The sequence below is a fragment of the Rheinheimera riviphila genome, assembly GCF_004005945.1.
Classification (GTDB): domain Bacteria; phylum Pseudomonadota; class Gammaproteobacteria; order Enterobacterales; family Alteromonadaceae; genus Pararheinheimera; species Pararheinheimera riviphila.
In genome coordinates, this window is the sequence record NZ_SACS01000001.1 from 139,792 (window position 1) to 158,061 (window position 18,270).

General features: G+C 51.1%; 13 protein-coding genes. 6 read left to right on the top strand and 7 right to left on the bottom strand.

Annotation, left to right across the window (positions count from 1 at the left end; genetic code table 11):
- Nucleotides 1–12 precede the first annotated feature (12 nt).
- Nucleotides 13–1,293 carry a glutamate-1-semialdehyde 2,1-aminomutase gene (gene hemL, locus EOE67_RS00605; RefSeq protein ID WP_127697129.1) on the top strand — a complete coding sequence of 427 codons (1,281 nt, stop codon included), beginning with the start codon at nt 13–15 and terminating at the stop codon, nt 1,291–1,293.
- Nucleotides 1,294–1,311: 18 nt separating this feature from the next.
- Here hemL and EOE67_RS00610 read toward each other — a convergent pair whose 3' ends face one another.
- The 7 genes from EOE67_RS00610 to EOE67_RS00640 form a co-directional block, all read right to left on the bottom strand.
- Nucleotides 1,312–3,522, bottom strand: a complete 2,211-nt coding sequence (locus EOE67_RS00610; RefSeq protein ID WP_127697130.1) for a winged helix-turn-helix domain-containing protein — start codon at nt 3,520–3,522, stop codon at nt 1,312–1,314.
- A 129-nt stretch (nt 3,523–3,651) separates the two neighbouring features.
- The gene (locus tag EOE67_RS00615; RefSeq protein WP_127697131.1) at nt 3,652–3,867 is read right to left on the bottom strand and encodes a hypothetical protein; all 216 of its coding nucleotides are present in this window, start codon (nt 3,865–3,867) and stop codon (nt 3,652–3,654) included.
- A 101-nt stretch (nt 3,868–3,968) separates the two neighbouring features.
- Entirely contained in the window at nt 3,969–6,125 is a 2,157-nt protein-coding gene (locus EOE67_RS00620; protein WP_127697132.1) for a winged helix-turn-helix domain-containing protein, read from the bottom strand.
- Between the two features lie 132 nt (nt 6,126–6,257).
- On the bottom strand, nt 6,258–8,504 hold the full coding sequence (mrcB, locus tag EOE67_RS00625; RefSeq protein WP_127697133.1) for a penicillin-binding protein 1B: 2,247 nt from the start codon (nt 8,502–8,504) through the stop codon (nt 6,258–6,260).
- Nucleotides 8,501–11,002 carry an ATP-dependent helicase HrpB gene (gene hrpB, locus EOE67_RS00630; RefSeq protein ID WP_127697134.1) on the bottom strand — a complete coding sequence of 834 codons (2,502 nt, stop codon included), beginning with the start codon at nt 11,000–11,002 and terminating at the stop codon, nt 8,501–8,503. Before hrpB ends, mrcB begins: the two co-directional genes overlap by 4 nt.
- Nucleotides 11,003–11,054: 52 nt before the next feature.
- On the bottom strand, nt 11,055–12,353 hold the full coding sequence (gene pepB / locus EOE67_RS00635) for an aminopeptidase PepB (protein ID WP_127697135.1): 1,299 nt from the start codon (nt 12,351–12,353) through the stop codon (nt 11,055–11,057).
- 250 nt (nt 12,354–12,603) lie between these two features.
- On the bottom strand, nt 12,604–13,434 hold the full coding sequence (locus tag EOE67_RS00640) for a sulfite exporter TauE/SafE family protein (RefSeq protein ID WP_240652656.1): 831 nt from the start codon (nt 13,432–13,434) through the stop codon (nt 12,604–12,606).
- Nucleotides 13,435–13,658: 224 nt separating this feature from the next.
- Here EOE67_RS00640 and dksA point away from each other — a divergent pair, with 224 nt between their 5' ends.
- The 5 genes from dksA (at nt 13,659) to panB (ending at nt 18,213) form a co-directional block, all read left to right on the top strand.
- Nucleotides 13,659–14,108: an RNA polymerase-binding protein DksA gene (dksA, locus tag EOE67_RS00645; protein WP_068067292.1), complete on the top strand. Its 450-nt coding sequence runs from the start codon at nt 13,659–13,661 to the stop codon at nt 14,106–14,108.
- A gap of 2 nt (nt 14,109–14,110) precedes the next feature.
- On the top strand, nt 14,111–15,004 hold the full coding sequence (gene gluQRS / locus EOE67_RS00650; RefSeq protein ID WP_240652657.1) for a tRNA glutamyl-Q(34) synthetase GluQRS: 894 nt from the start codon (nt 14,111–14,113) through the stop codon (nt 15,002–15,004).
- Between the two features lie 145 nt (nt 15,005–15,149).
- On the top strand, nt 15,150–16,772 hold the full coding sequence (gene pcnB, locus EOE67_RS00655) for a polynucleotide adenylyltransferase PcnB (protein WP_240652658.1): 1,623 nt from the start codon (nt 15,150–15,152) through the stop codon (nt 16,770–16,772).
- A gap of 6 nt (nt 16,773–16,778) precedes the next feature.
- Nucleotides 16,779–17,327, top strand: coding sequence for a 2-amino-4-hydroxy-6-hydroxymethyldihydropteridine diphosphokinase (folK, locus tag EOE67_RS00660; protein ID WP_240652659.1), 549 nt, complete (start codon nt 16,779–16,781; stop codon nt 17,325–17,327).
- A 91-nt stretch (nt 17,328–17,418) separates the two neighbouring features.
- Nucleotides 17,419–18,213: a 3-methyl-2-oxobutanoate hydroxymethyltransferase gene (panB, locus tag EOE67_RS00665; protein ID WP_127697137.1), complete on the top strand. Its 795-nt coding sequence runs from the start codon at nt 17,419–17,421 to the stop codon at nt 18,211–18,213.
- Nucleotides 18,214–18,270 lie beyond the last annotated feature (57 nt).

The window sequence follows — 18,270 nt, forward strand, 5'->3', positions numbered from 1 at the left end:
TGGATTTTGATCATGACTTTATCTGAACAACTGTTTGAACGTGCCCAACAAACCATCCCTGGTGGTGTCAATTCGCCGGTTCGTGCTTTTAAAAGTGTCGGCGGTACCCCGGTGTTTATCGACCGCGCTGATGGCGCCTACATCTATGATGTTGATGGTAAACAATATATCGATTATATCGGCTCCTGGGGGCCAATGCTGTTAGGGCATAATCATCCGGCTATTCGTGAAGCAGTGATTAAAGCGGCCGAAAAAGGCCTGAGTTTTGGCGCGCCCTGCCCGGCCGAAATTGAGATGGCTGAATTAGTAACAAAATTAGTGCCTTCGATGGAAATGGTACGGATGGTCAGCTCCGGCACCGAAGCGACGATGAGCGCGATTCGCTTAGCGCGTGGTTATACCGGGCGCGATACCATCGTCAAATTTGAAGGTTGTTACCATGGTCACGCCGATTCACTACTGGTCAAAGCCGGTTCAGGCGCCCTGACGCTGGGTGTACCAAATTCGCCAGGCGTACCGGCGGATTTCGCCAAATACACCCTGACCTGCGAATTTAACAATTTACCGCAACTCGCTGAATTATTTGCCGAAAAAGGCGCCGATATCGCTTGTGTGATTGTCGAGCCAGTGGCTGGCAATATGAACTGCATTCCGCCAAACCCAGGTTACCTGCAAGGGTTACGCAGCCTGTGCGACCAATATGGCGCGGTATTGATTTTTGATGAAGTGATGACCGGTTTTCGTGTCGCTTTAGGCGGCGCTCAGGCCTATTACGGCGTGAAACCGGATCTCACCACTTTGGGTAAAATTATCGGTGGTGGCATGCCGGTGGGTGCTTTTGGCGGTAAAAAGGCCATTATGCAGCACATCGCGCCACTCGGCCCGGTGTATCAGGCCGGTACTTTATCCGGTAATCCGATTGCGATGGCGGCGGGTCTGGCAGCACTGACTGAAATCAGCAAGCCAGGTGTGTACGAAAGCCTGACCGCAAAAACCACTCAATTGCTACAAGGCTTAACCGCCGCAGCGGCCAAACATGGCGTACCACTTTGCGTTAATCAGGTTGGCGGGATGTTCGGCTTGTTCTTCACTACGGCCTCAAGTGTGAGCAGTTATGCACAAGCCACCCAGTGTAATATTGAAGCATTTAAGAAGTTCTTTCACCTGATGCTGGCTGATGGCATTTATCTGGCACCTTCCGCTTATGAAGCAGGCTTTTTAAGTCTGGCGCACAGCGAAGCAGATTTGGCAGCAACTATTGCCGCTGCGGATCGGGCATTTGCTCAGTTGTAATCTTGGCGAGACGGCAGTTCAGGGCTTACCCTGTGCTGCCGTTGCCGCTTGTTTTAGCCAGACGACATCCGCAGTACCCGACTTTTCCTGAACATAATACAACTGATCCTGCAGGAAATCGGCATAGAGGCCATCGGGCAAGGTATCGGCAGAAAGTGCAAGCTGTTGTGGCTGCTTGTGGTGCCACGGCAAAAACATCAGTTGCCGAGATTTATCATCACCACTAAGCCAATACAATCCAAGATGGTTGGTCACCCAACGCTCAGCAAATCCGACCCGCCAGTCCACTGCAGCTGGCAAAGGCTTCGAGCTGCCATCGGCTAACGACCACAGCTGCAACTCTGGCTGTTGACTTAACTGCAGCACCAAAAAACCTTCCGGGCCACAACGCACATCGGTCACTTGTTGTTTAAGTTGTGTGGGTTGCTGCTGTTGGTCAAAACTCAACAGACTCCAGCCTTGCTCTGACCATTGCGTCCAAAACAGTTGTTGTTGGCAAACCGTCACTCTGGCCGGACGCTCAATCGGTTGCAATGTCAGCTGGCCATTGAATAAATCTACCTGATACAGCTGTAAATCGATCAGCGCAAACAGGTTGTCGCCGAACCACAACAGCTGGCTAATCTGTCTTTTACCTTCAAAATGGGTGAGTTGCGCTACAGTGTCTGCATGTTGTAGCCAGATCTGCGCCGCGCCGGAGCGCTCTGAGACAAAAGCAATTTGCCTGCTGTTAATCGCCATCGCGTAATCATCTTTATTGCTGGCAAAGGACAAATCTGAGACAAAGGCCGATTGGCTGGTGCTGCCTTGCAGCGTTAACGGATAAACGTCTTTGCCATGGCCAAACGAATTTACCGCGACAATATCTTCACCCAGTCGTGTTGCTAAGCGGAAATAACCATGCGCGGTATTCAACTGGATCACCCGCCCGGATGCCAGCGGATAGACCAGCAATGACTCGGCGGAGCTGATTAACAGGTTTTGACCCGGCCAGGGGGCGATGGAGTGAATGACAAAAGAAAAATCTTTCAGCCGTTCCATCTGCTCACTTTGCAAGTCAAACTCGAACAACGAACTGGAATGGAAGTCTTTTTCCAGCACCAGGTACAACTTCTGCTGCTGCACAACCAGATTGGCCGGACGGCGGAAATTGTTGGAGAACTGAAACAACAAACGGGCACCACTTTGATTGACGGCAAGCCCGGCAAGAGGACGTTGCCATAACTGACTGTTACCGCTGGCAATATCCTGCTCTAACCAATACAGATGCTGAGCATCGCGGGCCAGACTCTGCATAAAAATACGCTGGCAGCTGAACAAAGCTTCAGGTTCACTGGTCGCCAGCGCCGTCGACTGGCGATAGAAATGACACTGCCCCTGGCGGCTGCCCTGAAACAAAAAGTGCTGATGGTCAAGCCAGACGGCCTGACTCATGGCATCAAAACCGGTGTTGGACAGCGTTTTACGATGATTGGATAAATCGTGTTTCAGCCAGCGCCATTGCCGTTGTTGTGGTGCGAGGTAATGATAAAACAGCGACTGCTGCTCAGGATGTAGCAACGGCGCCACTTCATCACCGGCCATCGCACTGACAGTCAGCATCTGACTGTAAACCGGTTGCCGGGTGTGTTTGCCGAGGTTGATTAAAGTGACCGCAAACACCAGCAGCACCAGCACCACCAGGATTGCGCTCAGTAACCAATACCATAACCCTGGTCGCATCTGATCTGGCCGGCCTTGATCTAGATGCATAGTGACCGTCAGCGGTTCCGGATTATTTGGATGCTGTGCCGATGAGACAGAGCCGGCCCCACCCATTTTTGCTTCCGGCCAACATGGATTGGCAGTTTCGCTGGCAGCGACCGATTCAGCCACAAAGTTGCCAACCGACAGTGTCTCCAGCTGCAGCTCGGCCTTCCAGCGATAACCGCGCTTCGACAAAGTTTCAATACAGTCTTGTCCGGCCATCCCAGGCTGCAGCGTCTTGCGAAGACTGGCGACGGCACGCATCACGGCACCATCAGTGCCTTCACCTTCAGGCCAGACGTCGTCCATTAACTGATCTTTGGAAATCACTTGTTGAGGGTGTAGCAGAAAATAATTGAGCAGTTGATGCAAGCGGGGTTCGAGTTTGCACACCGGTGCCGGCTCATCGGCGCGCAATAACCGGCCGGTCGCCCGTTCAAAGCGCCAGTTGGCAAAACAAATCAGAGGTTCGGCATAATGCATGAAGGCCTCCCCGGGCAAATTAGCTCCGGGGAGTATACATGAAAGTAGTTGTTCTTTAAGACTATTAGGATGAACCAAGGGTGTTTAAAATTGCATTTTTACGCAAAGAAAAACAGACCCCATTTCCGGTTAGCCTCGATCTAGGTGTACCTCACAAACTGGGTAACCGTCGTCGCATTCATAACCTCCATCCGGTTCTTCTTGATCGTCGTCTTTAGGTGCTGGCGGTACCTCTTGGCTTAGCTGCAAAATTGTCGGATGCACGGTAATTGCCATCGCCTGCTCGGCGTAAATAACAGCGGCCAAGACGACTGTACCAAATAAATAAAACTTAACATGTTTCATGTGAACTCCTTATTGGCTGTCGGAAAATCTAACGCCAATAAAACAGATTCAATGCCTTTCTAACCTGACGAAAATACGACAAAACACTGATAAATTTTCACTTAAGGTAATTCCGCAATATCTAAATTTCCTAACGTACTAGTTGCTACATAAAAAAACCGCTCATCCAAACTAACAGAAAATCTGCGCATAGAACGGCGAGTCCCACGATCCAGACTTGTCAACTGGCGGCTTGCCAGGTCAAAGCATCGTATATCCAGCGTGCCATCATTCAGAATGGTACTGTAATACAAAGCTTTATTGCGCAATACAAAATGGGGGATTAACACCCCTTTGGAATCGATTGCCAGCTCAATTACTTCACCACTGGCGAGCAAGTGCAATTCATAGCCGGCATCACTGCTCCTTCGTACCACCTGATATTGGCCATCAGGGCTTTCCTGGAAATAATCTAAATCCAGTGCTACCACTGATTGATCAAGAGTCTGAGTATCAGTTTTTAATATTTGCCAGCGTCCTTGTACTGCATTGCTGAAATAAACAAAACGACCATCATGACTCCAGCTGGGGTTGCGGGCGGTCTGGCCTGTTTTGCTTACTAACAATGGAGGTTGTCCAACGGCAAAAATCCAGATTTCAGTGCCGACACTGGCCAATAACCGCTGACCATCTGGTGAAAACACCATCTCACGCAACGTTATCCAGCTTTTAAAATCGCTGACCTGCACTTGCCTGCCATCCGGATAATGAAACCAGAACTGAAATAAACCGTTGCGATTTGACAAAACGGCAGAAGGGGAATCCTCGTCAAAACCGACTTGGATCATCCGTTCACTGCGACTGGATTCAAACACCAGCTCATTAACTGGATTTGGATTGGTCAGCGAGTTGTTTATTTTCATAATGGTGGTGCGGCGAAATTGCCCGATGGATGCCAACAAACGGTTTTGTGCGCTGACGGTCAGTTCAAGCGCATCATTGTCGGTCTGAAATATGGTTTCGACTTTTTTGGTGTTGATGTCAATAGTAGCGATACTATTCGGTGTTGCCGGATAAATAATTTTGCTGTCGTTATCATACCAGTCGACATTGGTAGGGTAGCTATGTTCCAGTTGAATAAGCATTTCAGTGCTGCGATTCTCCAAATCCAATAACCAGATTTGCCCCCCCCCACCACCACCCACATCTCGCATAAATACCAATCGATTACCTTGTTTGGCAAAACGCGCGGCAAAATCACCAACACTGGTCGGCGGCGGGGTAGTTAGCTGCTCGACCTTGCCGCCAAACACTGGGTATAACATCAATACCGAATTCGACATATTCTCCGGGTTACTAGGGAATACAATTGAAGCACCATCCGGCGACCAGCTTATCCGACCTGTCAGACTGTGGGTGCCGCAGTGAGTTAACACTTCATCACTGGCGACCCCACTAAAATCGCCATGAAGGGTCAGCAACCTTAATTCACATTGCTGGCCACGTCTAATCTTTAAATAAGCCAATGCTTTGCCATCCGGTCGCCAGGCGGCATTGGAAATACTGGTGCTATCATCGACCAACACTATCTGATCGTTATTCTGCATATTTTGCAGGATTAACTGCTGGCCTGGTTGTTCATTAAAATGGTTGTACACCAGATGTTGACCATCAGGTGACATCGCCGCATACATTTCCAAACCTTTTAAACTGGTAATTGGCACAAAGCGCTTAAAGGGCACCCCGGCGACTTCGTCAGCAGGCAGATAAAACTGCTGCCAAGCCAAATAAAACAAGCCACAACAGAGGATAGAAACCATCGCAACCCAGCGATACCACCGCACGGGGCGCACCGGTTTGCTGGCAACGACCACTGAGGGCGCTTCCACGACTGCTATTTCTGCAACAGGCGCAGGCGCTTCAACCACAGCGATAACTTCTACCACCGGCGCAATAAAGCGAAAACCACGTTTGGGGATAGTTTCGATATAACGTGGTTCGCGACTGTCATCGCCAAGGGCAACCCGCAATACCCGGATCACCCGGGAAATACGGCCGTCGGACACGTCACGCACGCCCCAGACATCCGCCAGAATTTCATCTCTGGTGATCAGACGACCCGCATTAACGATAAAGTAGTTCATTGCCTTTTGGCATAAATTGTCTAAATCGGCAGTGGCGGTAACTTCGCCTAAAGTATCGACTTTTACCAGTTTGTCTTGCTCTGGTAAGTACCACCAATCACCGACTTTTAGCTGTTGTTCTGGTTTAGATGACATAGCCTGCTCAATTGACCTGTGTTAATAACCTGTGTTCCTGACCTGAACTGTCGATCTGCGTTGTCCTTGCTGACGTCCAGTTATTGTGCAACTCCAGCTTGCTGATGACCCATTTGTTGATTAATCAGCCAATCAATCACAATGTTGCTGCAAAGGCATTTCAACCCATATCACTGGCAATAACAATACGTTAACGCAAGATTCTTCAACAAAACGGCCATTGGTCTTGCTGATAAACTGTTTTTGGACATTTTCAGGGACGGCCCGGAACAACGAATTTACGCCAAGCTGTTGAAAATATGTACTAAAAATTGGTAAAGCACCGCTACCGCCGGTCAAACCAATGGCTTTATTGTCATCTCGCCCCAGCCAGACCGTCAAACTGGTTTCATGATCAAAACCGGTAAACCAGCTGTCGCGATAATCACTGGACGTGCCGGTTTTACCTGCAAATTTTTGTCGTGGAAATTGGGCCGCCAGGCTTTGTGCCGTGCCGCTTTGGGTCGCTTGTTGCAGCGCAAACTGTAATAAATATGCGGCGGACGCATCAACCCGCTGCTGCGGTTTTGATTGGCGCTGATACACCGCAGCGCCGTCATGGGTGGTGATGGCAGCAATCGTCGCAAGCTCTCGATATTGGCCTTTATTGGCAATGGTTTGATACAGTTGCGCCACTTCTAATGGACTCATTTCTACTGCACCTAATAAAGACGAAGGTTGCAGTTTCACTTCCCGTTCCAGACCCAGCTGTTGTAATTCCTGCTGCAATGCCGGTAAACCGAGTTGCAAGCCAAGCCGCACCGTTGGTATGTTTAACGAGTCACTTAACGCAGACATCAGACTGACATTACCGCGGAATTTTTTGTCGTAATTGAGCGGCGACCAATTGCGGCTACCGCTTTTCAGCGTCAGTGGCGTATCTGCCAGTATTGTGCCCAGATGAAAACGTTGCGGCTGCTGCAGTGCCGTCAAATACACCACAGGTTTGATAATACTACCAATTTGCCGCTGCGCCGAAATCGCTCGATTGTAACCGGCGAAAGTTGTGTTACGGCCGCCAATAATGGCTGTTAATGCGCCTTGTTGATAGTCGGTCGCCACCACCGCCGCTTCAATGGCTGGATCCAGTTTCGCCACCCGCTTTAACACCGCTTGCTCGGCAGCTTGCTGCGCCATAGCGTCAAAATAAGTGAACACCCGGATGCCGTTTTGCAGCTGGGTTTTATCTTTCACCAGTTCGCGCAGTTCTTGCCGTACTTTGTCGATATATGCCGGAAACCGGCCTTTCAGATGCTCACCAATCGGGATCACATCCAGCGGTTGGCTGGTTGCGGCAAACCACTGCGTTTGATCGAGCAAACCGTGGTCGCGCATCATGCCCAAAATTAAGTCGCGCCGATCTTCAGCCCGTTTTGGATAACGTCTTGGATCGTAATGCGACGGACCTTTGATAATGGCAATCAACAACGCATATTCATGCGGCCGCAATTCCGCCAAAGGTTTCCCAAAATACAGTTTGCTACCAAGCCCAAGCCCATGCACCGGATTGGCTTTAAATTGCCCCAGCGAAATTTCATTGAGGTAAGCTTCTAAAATTTGATCTTTGCTGTAGCGGTAATCCAGCACCAGCGCAATCAGCGCTTCATTCACTTTACGAAAGTAGGTGCGCTGTTGATTGGTATACATATTTTTGGCCAGTTGCTGGGTCAAAGTCGACCCGCCCTGCACTGTCTTACCGGCTTGTAAATTGGCCCAGAATGCCCGCAACACCGACCAGGCCGAAACGCCATGGTGACTATAAAAGTCGCGGTCTTCTACCAGTAATAAGGTGTCTTTGATGGTCTTTGGCACCTGATCCAACACCAGTAACTCGCGATCTTCCTGCTCTGCGGCCACTAAATGCTGCAACAATTGCGGCTCTAGCTGGGCGTTGGTCAAAGCTTGGCGTTCGCGGCCGGTACTCAGGCTTTGTACAAATTCACCGGCGAACCCGACATGCAACAAAGTTGCGACCTGATGACCGGCCGGGAAATCAAAAGCGCGGCGAAACACGGACACCGTCTGACCACTGACATGGTATTGGCCAGGGCCGCTTAACCTTGGGTCTTCGCGATATTGCAAACGCTGCAGTTCATCCAGCATTTGCACTTGTGATAGATGTTTGCCCGGCGCTAAGGCCAATGACCGGCCGTAGAGCTGCGCCGGAATTTGCCATTTCTGGCCGGAAAATAAGCTGGTGATTTTGCTATCAAGATAAATCAGGTAAATAAATAAGGTCAGCGTCAGCACCAAAGCTGCTTTTAAACAAAACCAACCAATGCTGTGATACAAAGGTTTCAGCGTATTGGCTTTTTTAGTTCTTGGTTTTCTCGGGGTCATTTTAACATCGCTTTTTTGGTTTTATTGGTGGGCATCGCTTGCAGCGGATCATCGGGCCAATAATGTTTAGGGTAACGACCTTTCATTTCTTTTTTCACGTCCTGATAAGCATTTTGCCAGAAACTGGCCAAATCAGCGGTTTTTTGCAGCGGCTGCCGCCCGGGTGACAATAAGGTTACAATCACCGGCACCAAGCCTTTGCCAACAGTTGGCGTGCTGCTTTGGCCAAACATTTCCTGAATGCGGATAGCGAGTTCGACTTGTACCTCTATCTGCGCTTCTTTCTGGCCACCAGCCTGCCCAACCGCATGATAAACAAGCTTAATATCCGTTCCCAGCACTGAACGCCAACTGGCTGGCAGCAAAGAATTCAGCTGCTGCTGTTGTTGGTAATTCAGCTGCTGCCATAAAAGCGGGTACAGATCGAGTTTTTGTAACTGCGCCAGCGAGCTGATAGTTGCGAGAAACGGCTCCAACCAATGATGCATGGTGCTCGCCAGTGTCGGCAATGCCAGATCCGGCCAACCAGCGTCAGGTTGCAGCTTACGCGCTAACGCCAGCCGCTGTTGTAAATTTAACGCTGCATCAGTCCATTCCAGCAGCTGTAAACCCTTTTTATTCAGATAATCAACCCAGGCCGCACTGCGATCGGCAGCGCTCAGACTTTGACTGAGGTTTTTGCGTTTGAGCACCAAAGCGCCCAGTTGCTGTCGCTCTTCCGCCAGAAAACGCCCGGAACTTTCATCAAAAGCAAAATGTTTGATGGTGGTCAGCTGGCTTTGCCATTCCTGCGTTAACTCATCAAGCGTTAAGGTTGCAGCGGCGCTGACCCAGGCGTTATTGCCGACCAGGCGTAAATCAGCCACCACCAGATACGGGCTGTGCGCCAGCGCATCGTCCGGCGGTAATATGGCACCGGTGCCATTGGCCAGTAAATAACCCTGGCCCCGTTGCTGGGCGATACGGTCAGCAAAAGCATGACTGAGCAATAAACCGGTGATTTGCTCCGGCCAGGATGCATGTAACATGTCTGCAGATTGCCGAAGTGCTTGCAATAACTGGCGCACTTGCTGCTGGGCTTGTTGCCGGCTATGCCCTGCACGAAGCTGCGCCAATTGCGCCAACACATCAGTGCCATCAAACCGGCGGTTTTGTTCCAGCAATACTGCCAGCCAAGCCGCTAATGCAACGGCGCCCTGATAACCCTCTTGTTCAAACCGAACCGCGCGCAATAACATCGACGCCAGCCGCGGATCTGTTGGCAACTTCAGCATCGCTTTGCCATGGGCGGTCAGCTGATGTTGTGGATCTAAAGCGCCAAGCCAGCGTAAACATTGCTCCGCCGCCAGCAACTGCGTAGTCGGTGGTGGATCAAGCCAAAACAAATCCGCCACCTGACAGCCCCAACCGGCGATTTCCAGCCGTAGCGCCAATAAATCGGCCTGCAGAATATCCGGCGTGGTAAAGGCTGGCCTTCGCGCCCATTTTTCTGCGGTATCAATCCGATAGCAAAAACCGGCACTGAGCCGCCCCGCCCGACCAGCGCGCTGGGTGGCCGAAGCCTGACTAATTTGCACCGTATCCAGTTTACTGAAACCCAATTTGGGCTGATACACCGCCTGGCGCGCCACTCCGGCATCAATCACCAGACTAATACCGTCGATGGTCAAACTGGTTTCGGCAATGTTGGTCGCCAGCACTATTTTGCGCTGACCGGGTGCTGATGGCGCAATAGCGCGTTGCTGCTCGGCTAACGACAATGAGCCGATTAAGGCAAACACCTGCACATCTGGCGGCAATTGCTGCTCAGTAAGATACTGAGCAGCGCGCTCTATCTCGCGTTGTCCCGGCAAAAATACTAAAAAACTGCCCTGATGTTCACTGAGTAATTGGCGCGCCAGTCTGGCACTTTGCAACCAGACATCTTCTTGCGTTGGCGCCACGTAACGAATGTCGACCGGAAAACTTCGACCATCACTATGTAATAGCGGCGCCGCGAGTTTTTCGCTTAAGTCTGCGCCAGCCAGCGTTGCCGACATAATCAGCAGCTTTAATTTGTCGTTGAGCTGCTGTACTTCCAGCGCTAACGCCAGCGCTAAATCAGCCTGCAGTGACCGTTCATGAAACTCGTCGAAAATCAGTAAATCGGTGGTTTCAAGGGCGGGATCTTGCTGAATTTTTCGGATCAACACGCCTTCGGTCACGATCAACAAACGGGTGCGGGCAGAATATTGCTGCTCAAAGCGAATTTGATAACCGACAGTTTCGCCAACGGCTTCTCCCAGCTGCGCCGCCAGATAACTGGCGATACTTTTCGCCGCTAACCGACGGGGTTCCAGCATGATGATCGATTGACCGGCGAATTGTGGTTGTTGCAGCAAAAACAGCGGCAGATAGGTCGATTTACCCGCGCCGGGTGGCGCAGTCAGCAGTACTTTGTGGTGATTTGCCAGCGCTTGTAACAGCGCCGGACAAATTTCAGCGACAGGTAAGGTCAAAACAGGGTCCAGATGAAGGAGCTGTCACAGCTCCTTTTTTTATGTTTAAAGATCAAGCCGTTTCTGTCAGCAGCGTTTGCGCCACTAACCGAATACCGGTACCGGTAGCGCCAGCGCCCCAGAAACCATTGGCGGTGTTATGAAAAGCTGCCGCCAAATCGATATGTAACCAGCCTTTGCCATCGTTTGGCACAAAGCGGCTTAAAAAACCAGCGGCATTACTGGCGCCACCGGTACCGCCACCTTTAATCGGGCGGCTATTGGCGGTGTCAGCATAAGGTGATGGGCATTGTTGTTGGTGCCAACGTTCCAGCGGCAGTGGCCAGGCAGCTTCCTGTACTTGTTCGGCGTAACCTAACACACGGTTTTGTAAGGATTTATCCAGTGCAAACAAGGCATTATACTCAGTGCCAACTGCCATCATCGCCGCGCCGGTTAAAGTGGCAGCATCAATCAGCAATGGCGCGCCGGTTTGCGCTGCACATAATAAACCATCAGCCAGCACCAGCCGACCTTCGGCATCGGTATTCACCACTTCCACACTGACGCCATTTTTGTAAGTCAGAATGTCGCCAAGCTTGTATGCGCGGCCGTTGATTAGGTTTTCGGCGCAGCACAACACCAGTTGTACCCGCTTCGCCAGACCTTGTAATATCGCCAGCGCCAACGCAGCTGTCACTGTTGCAGCGCCGCCCATATCACATTTCATCGTCAACATGCCTTCAGAGGCTTTAATCGAATAACCACCGCTGTCAAACGTAATACCTTTGCCGACCAAAGCGGCGGCGACCGGCGCATCGGCGTGACCGGTTGGGTTAAAATCCAGCACTAACATCGCCGGTGCACGATCACTACCCCGACCCACCGCATGCAAGCCAATCCAGCCTTCTGCTAATAATTCATCACCGGCAATAGTGCGGGCGGTAATGCTGCCGCGTGGCGCGACCGCTTCCAGAAAAGTAGTGGCTTCGGCGCATAAAGTTTGCGGCGATAAATCTTCCGGGGTTTGGTTAATTTGTTTTTTCGCCCAGGCAAAACATTGTTGCAATTGCACCAGTTGTTGTACTTGCTGCTCAGTACCAGCCCAGCTGACGCCACCGAGCTTTTTCGCGCTGCAAAAACCCTGATAAAACGCCCATTGTTTGTCGACGGTCCAGTCGCTACCCGCCAGCTGCACTTGTTGCACGCCCAAACCATCCAGGCTGCGGCCAGCTTTTTGAATCGCCCGCAATTGCTCTTGCGCTGGCTGATGAATTTGATAACCATCCACTGTTGGTGTTAAGGCCGGGTTTTTACCAAAACGGGTGTCAGCGGCGTTGGTGGTCAGAGAGATTTGCAGCAGTTGCGTCATAGTGGACCTTCATTGATGAACAAATAACAGCGAGTAAAAAAAGAAGAAGCCGGAGTGTAGCACAGCCTTTTTGCAACTTCACCGGCGGACGTTTCCAGTTTCGGCACCTGCTTATACCCTTCATCCTTGAAGATTTGGGGGGTGTTGGCCGCCTTCACTCACCCCAGTCACATAGTAAACTATGCTCCTGGGGCTTCGCTCAGTTGCCGCCTACCCAAATCTCCAATGATTTTGGGTATAAACTTCAACATTAAAAAGCCACATGATGCAACATCTTGGCACTTAAACTGATCAGCAGCAGCGCAAACAGTTTTTTCAGGGTGGCGACCGGCAAGCGATGCGCCAGTTTGACACCCAAAGGCGCGGTAAAAAAGCTGACCACTGAAATCAGCAATACCGCAGGTAAATACACATATCCAAGGCTCCAGGCCGGCATCATTTCCACTGGAGCTACAAGCGCACCACTGATCGCATATCCCAAAGTCCCGCTGATGGCAATTGGCAAACCCAGCGCCGCTGAAGTACCAATCGCCTGCTGCACCTTGACGTTACACCAGGTCAAAAACGGCACCGTCAGCGACCCGCCACCAATGGCGACTAACGCCGAAATAGCGCCAATACCAAAACCAGTCGCCGCCAACGGCAAAGTACCGGGTAAACTACGGCTGGGTTTAGGTTTGATATTCCACAGCATTTGCACTGCGACATAAGCCATAAACAGGCTGAAAAACCAGGCCAGCGCTTTGGTCGGCAGAAAAGCCGCGATCAAAGCTGCTAATAAAGTGCCGACAATAATGCCCGGACTCATCCGCCACACCACCGGCCATAACACCGCCTGATGGGCATGATGGCTGCGGGCACTGGCAAAGGAAGTCACCACAATAGCCGCTAAAGAGGTGGCAAGTGCCATATGCACCGATTCGGCAAACCCCAGACTCAGAAATAAACTGGTCAGCACCGGCACCATAATACCGCCACCACCCACCCCTAGCAGCCCGGCAAAAAAGCCCACTGCCGCCCCTAACAACAAAAACGCCCACCACAATTCCATCACTTCTTCCTTTTGTTTGCGCTTTGTCATCTTTCGCAACACTTGGCCATGATAATTTGATTCACAAGGGCCAAAAACTGGTCTAGATTGTAACGTTCATTTTTGTCGTATGACCAGCCAGTAAATTAAGGTGACGAAGCAGGGCTCAGTCTGTATACTTCGGCGGCTTTTTTCATAGTGATTGCGATGGTGCTTATATTCTGCTATCTATAGCCGCCATCTTTTTGCTTGGCACTGTTTTACAGGAGATTACCATGCCAGAAGGCAAAACTAATAAAGCACTGGGTCTGTTAGCTTTAGCCGGCGTCACCCCTTATCAGGAGGCTCCGGGCGAAGAGTACATGAACCCGAAGCAACGCGAACATTTCCGCAAAATTCTGGACGCCTGGCGTCAGCAACTGCGCGAAGAAGTGGACCGTACCAAAAACCACATGGCTGATGAAGCCGCCAACTTCCCGGATCCGGTTGACCGTGCCGCTCAGGAAGAAGAATTCAGTTTAGAGTTACGTGCGCGGGATCGTGAACGTAAGCTTTTGAAAAAAATTGAAAAAACCTTACAGAAGATCGAAGACGATGACTTTGGCTACTGTGATACCTGCGGTATCGAAATTGGTATCAAAAGGTTAGAAGCCCGCCCGACAGCTGATATGTGTATCGACTGTAAAACTCTGGCGGAGATCAAGGAAAAACAACTCGGCGGTTAATGATGCCCCCTGACGTTGCCCGTTTCCGGGGCCGGTTTGCGCCATCGCCATCCGGCCCTTTGCATTTTGGCTCGCTGGTCGCTGCTGTTGGCAGTTATCTGCAGGCCAAATCGCATGGCGGCGAATGGCTGCTGCGCATCGAAGATATCGACACCACCCGCGTGCAATCTGGTGCAGCCGACCATATTCTGCGCACGCTTGAACAATTTGGCCTGTACTGGGACCAATCCGAAACTTACCAAACGGAGCGTTTGCCGCTCTATCAAGCTGTTTTTGAACAATTACTTAAGCAACAAAAAATCTATGGTTGTGACTGCAGCCGTGCCCGTATTCAGAGTTTGGGCGGCGTCTACGATGGTTTTTGTCAGCAGCGTTTTTTAGGCCGCCAACTTATTGAAAAACCGCTGGCCTGGCGGTTGATCCCAGGTGAAGTGGAGCATTCGTTTACTGATTTAGTTTTTGGCAAGGTCGAAATTCCGCCAGCCATTTGCCAGGAGCACTACAGCATCAAACGCCGTGACGGTTTATTTGCTTACCAGCTGGTGGTCGTTATCGATGATTTACAGCAACAAATTGGTCAGGTGATCCGCGGTGCTGATTTACTCGACATGACCACCCGGCAGCAAGCGCTTTGTGCCTTGCTTGGCCAAGCAGCGCCTGCCTACGGCCATTTACCGTTGGCTGTAACCGCCCCCGGCCAGAAACTGAGTAAACAAAATCACGCCACCGATATCAGCAGCCAACCACTGTCGCAAAGTCTGCAACAGGCGCTGAATTTATTAGGCCAGCAGGTTCCCGGCGAACTGCAAGGTGCCGCCGTCAGCGAATTATTAAGTTGGGCACTGGCTAACTGGCAGCTCAGTAAAGTGCCAAAAACTCTAGAAGTGCTGATTTAATATCAGCAAAGGCTAAAAATTCAACGCAACGCGCAGGCTTTTCATGACATTCGCCCGCGATTTCATTCATTTTTTCACCAGTCTGCGGTAAGATGACGACGTTTTTTTTCAATGGACAGCCTGCTTCTTTTCCGCTGTCGCCCTTGTGTACAGGAGAACCACCATTATTTCCCGAGTTTTAGATTTTTGCCGTCGCAAATTTGGCAAAAAAACCGCCAAAACCATCCAAGCGACTGAACAGGGATCCGAGCTGGACTCCACTGTTGCAACCGGCCAGCAAGGTTCAAACGACGCTGCTCCACGTTATCGCGACAGCGAGCCGCGCCAGCACAGCAAACAATATCATGATGATGCGACCCGCCGTCGGCCACGTCCGGAGCGTGGACCACAAAGCCGCAAAGGGCCGAAGTTAAATCCTCATCATCAATCGGCGGTACTGCCACCATTAACTGTACTGAACCGGGACCAACACGGCGTGTCGCGAAAAGACATCAGCCCGAATGCATTAAAAGTGTTGTACCGCTTAAATGATGCCGGTTATGAAGCCTATCTGGTCGGTGGTTGTATCCGCGATTTATTGCTCGGCCAGCAACCTAAAGATTTTGATGTGGTCACTAACGCCCATCCGGATCAAGTCAAACAAGTGTTTAAAAACTGCCGGTTAATCGGACGGCGCTTCCGGTTAGCACATGTGGTGTTTGGCCGCGAAATTATTGAAGTAGCGACTTTCCGTGGCCACCACAGTGGCGGCGAAGAAGAAGAAAACATTCCAACCGGCGTGCGCAGTGACCACGGTCAAATCTTACGTGACAACGTCTACGGTACTATCGAAGAAGACGCCGAGCGCCGCGATTTCACCATCAATGCGCTGTATTATTCAGTCAACGACTTCGCTATTTACGACTTTGCCAACGGCGTGCAAGCCATCAATGAGCGGAAAATTGAGCTGATTGGCGACCCGGAAACCCGCTACCGCGAAGATCCGGTGCGGATGTTGCGCGCGGTGCGTTTTGCTACCAAGCTGAATATGGATATTGCCCCGGCAACAGCAGCACCTATTGCGGAACTCGCGGTACTTTTGAAAAACATTCCGGCGCCACGGTTGTTTGATGAAAGCCTGAAGCTGTTTATGGCTGGCAAAGCCTTTGACAACTTTGTGCTGATGCACGAAAGCGGCATTCTGAAACAGCTTCTGCCACAACTGCATAAAGTGCTGAAACAAGACAATGAAGGCAAAGCCTTTAATATGATTGCCAGCGCGCTGCAAAATACCGATCAACGCGTTGCCGAAGATAAACCAGTGACGCCAGCCTTTATCTATGCCGCGCTGCTGTGGTATCCGGTGGAACTACGGATGCAGACCTTGTTGGTGGAAAGTGGCCTCAACGATATCGATGCGCTGAATATCGCGATGACCGAAGTGCTGGACGAAGTGCAGCGGGTGATTGCCATTCCAAAACGTTTTACCATGTCGATCCGGGATATCTGGGCTTTGCAAACTCGTTTAGGCAAACGCGCTGGTCGTCGTGCCTTTAAACTGATGGAATTGCCAAAATTCCGCGGTGCTTTTGATTTCCTGCAACAAAGAGCTGCAGCTGAAGGTGGCGCGCTTAGCGAGCTGGCATTCTGGTGGCAACGCTTCCAGGCCGCTGATGAAGCTGGCCGGGAAGAACTGGTCGCCAGCCTTGGCAAAGAAGGCATCGACAGCAAACCAAAACGTCGGCGTAAACCGCCAGTACGGCGTAAACCAGCGCCTGCCGCGGAATAACTTCCGATGCAAACCCCTTTTTCCAACGAAAGATCGGCAGCAACAATGTTGCCGACGCTTTGTTACCTTGGGCTTGGTGCTAATCTGCATCAACCGCTGCAACAGCTGCAACAGGCGGTGGTTGCTTTAGCGGCACTGGAACACTGCCAGCTTCAAAGCGTTTCTTCATTGTATGGCTCCAAGCCAATGGGGCCGCAAGATCAGCCCGATTACGTCAATGCCGTTGCCGCGATCTCGACCACTTTATCTGCCGAACAGCTATTAACTCAGCTGCAAAAAATCGAACTAGAGCAAGGACGGCAGCGCAAAGATGAACGTTGGGGTCCGCGTACGCTGGATTTAGATATCCTGTTGTTTGGCAATCAAAGCATCGATTCCGAACGTCTGACAGTGCCGCATTACGGCATGAAAGTGCGTGAATTTGTACTCTATCCGCTGGCCGAGCTGGCGCCTGAGCTACACTTGCCCGATGGCACAGCATTGGCGCAGCTGTTAAAAGCAGTGCCGCTGAATGGTCTGGTGGTGTTAGCCCCGCCGCCAGCAATCGACCGGTAATTTCAGAGTGAAGTCGCAGATAATATGTTGCGACAAGGCGCCAGATATGTAATCTTGCGCGCGTAAAATTCAATGGTCGGATGAGGATAACATGGCAAAAATTACCACTTCTGCGTTGCTGAAACTGAAGCAACAAGGCGAAAAAATTACTGCGCTGACAGCCTACGATGCCAGCTTTGCCAAACTGTTTGCCGATGCCGGTGTTGAAGTACTGCTTATTGGCGACTCACTCGGCATGGTACTGCAAGGTCATCCCGACACGTTACCGGTCAGCACCGCTGAAATTGCCTACCATACCCGTTGTGTCCGCGCTGGAGCACCACAAGCTTTTGTGATTGCTGACATGCCGTTTATGAGTTACGCCACCATGGAGCAGGCGTTTGCCAACGCCACGCCGCTGATGCAGGCCGGTGCCAATATGGTGAAACTGGAAGGTGGTGAGTTTTTGCTGCCAACCATTAAAGCGTTGACCGAACGTGGAGTGCCGGTCTGTGGCCACATTGGCCTGACGCCGCAGTCAGTCCATGTATTTGGTGGTTTTAAAGTCCAAGGCCGCGACAGTGCCGCCGCCGATCATATCCTGCAACAAGCGATTGAACTGGAGCAAGCCGGTGCGCAGCTGTTGGTGGTGGAATGTATTCCATCGGCACTGGCCAAACGCATCAGCGAAGCATTACGCATTCCGGTGATCGGCATCGGTGCCGGCGTCGACACTGATGGTCAGATTTTAGTGATGCACGATTTACTCGGCATTAGCAGCGGTTATATTCCGAAGTTCTCGAAAAACTTCCTGCAGGAAACCGGCGATATTAAACGCGCGATTAGCCAATATATCAGTGATGTTAAACAAAGTGCTTTTCCAGGCGCTGAACATAGTTTTAACTAACGCTTTGACGCTGTTTTACTCAGTCACCCGCAGGTGCTGAGCTTGTTGCCAGAGGGC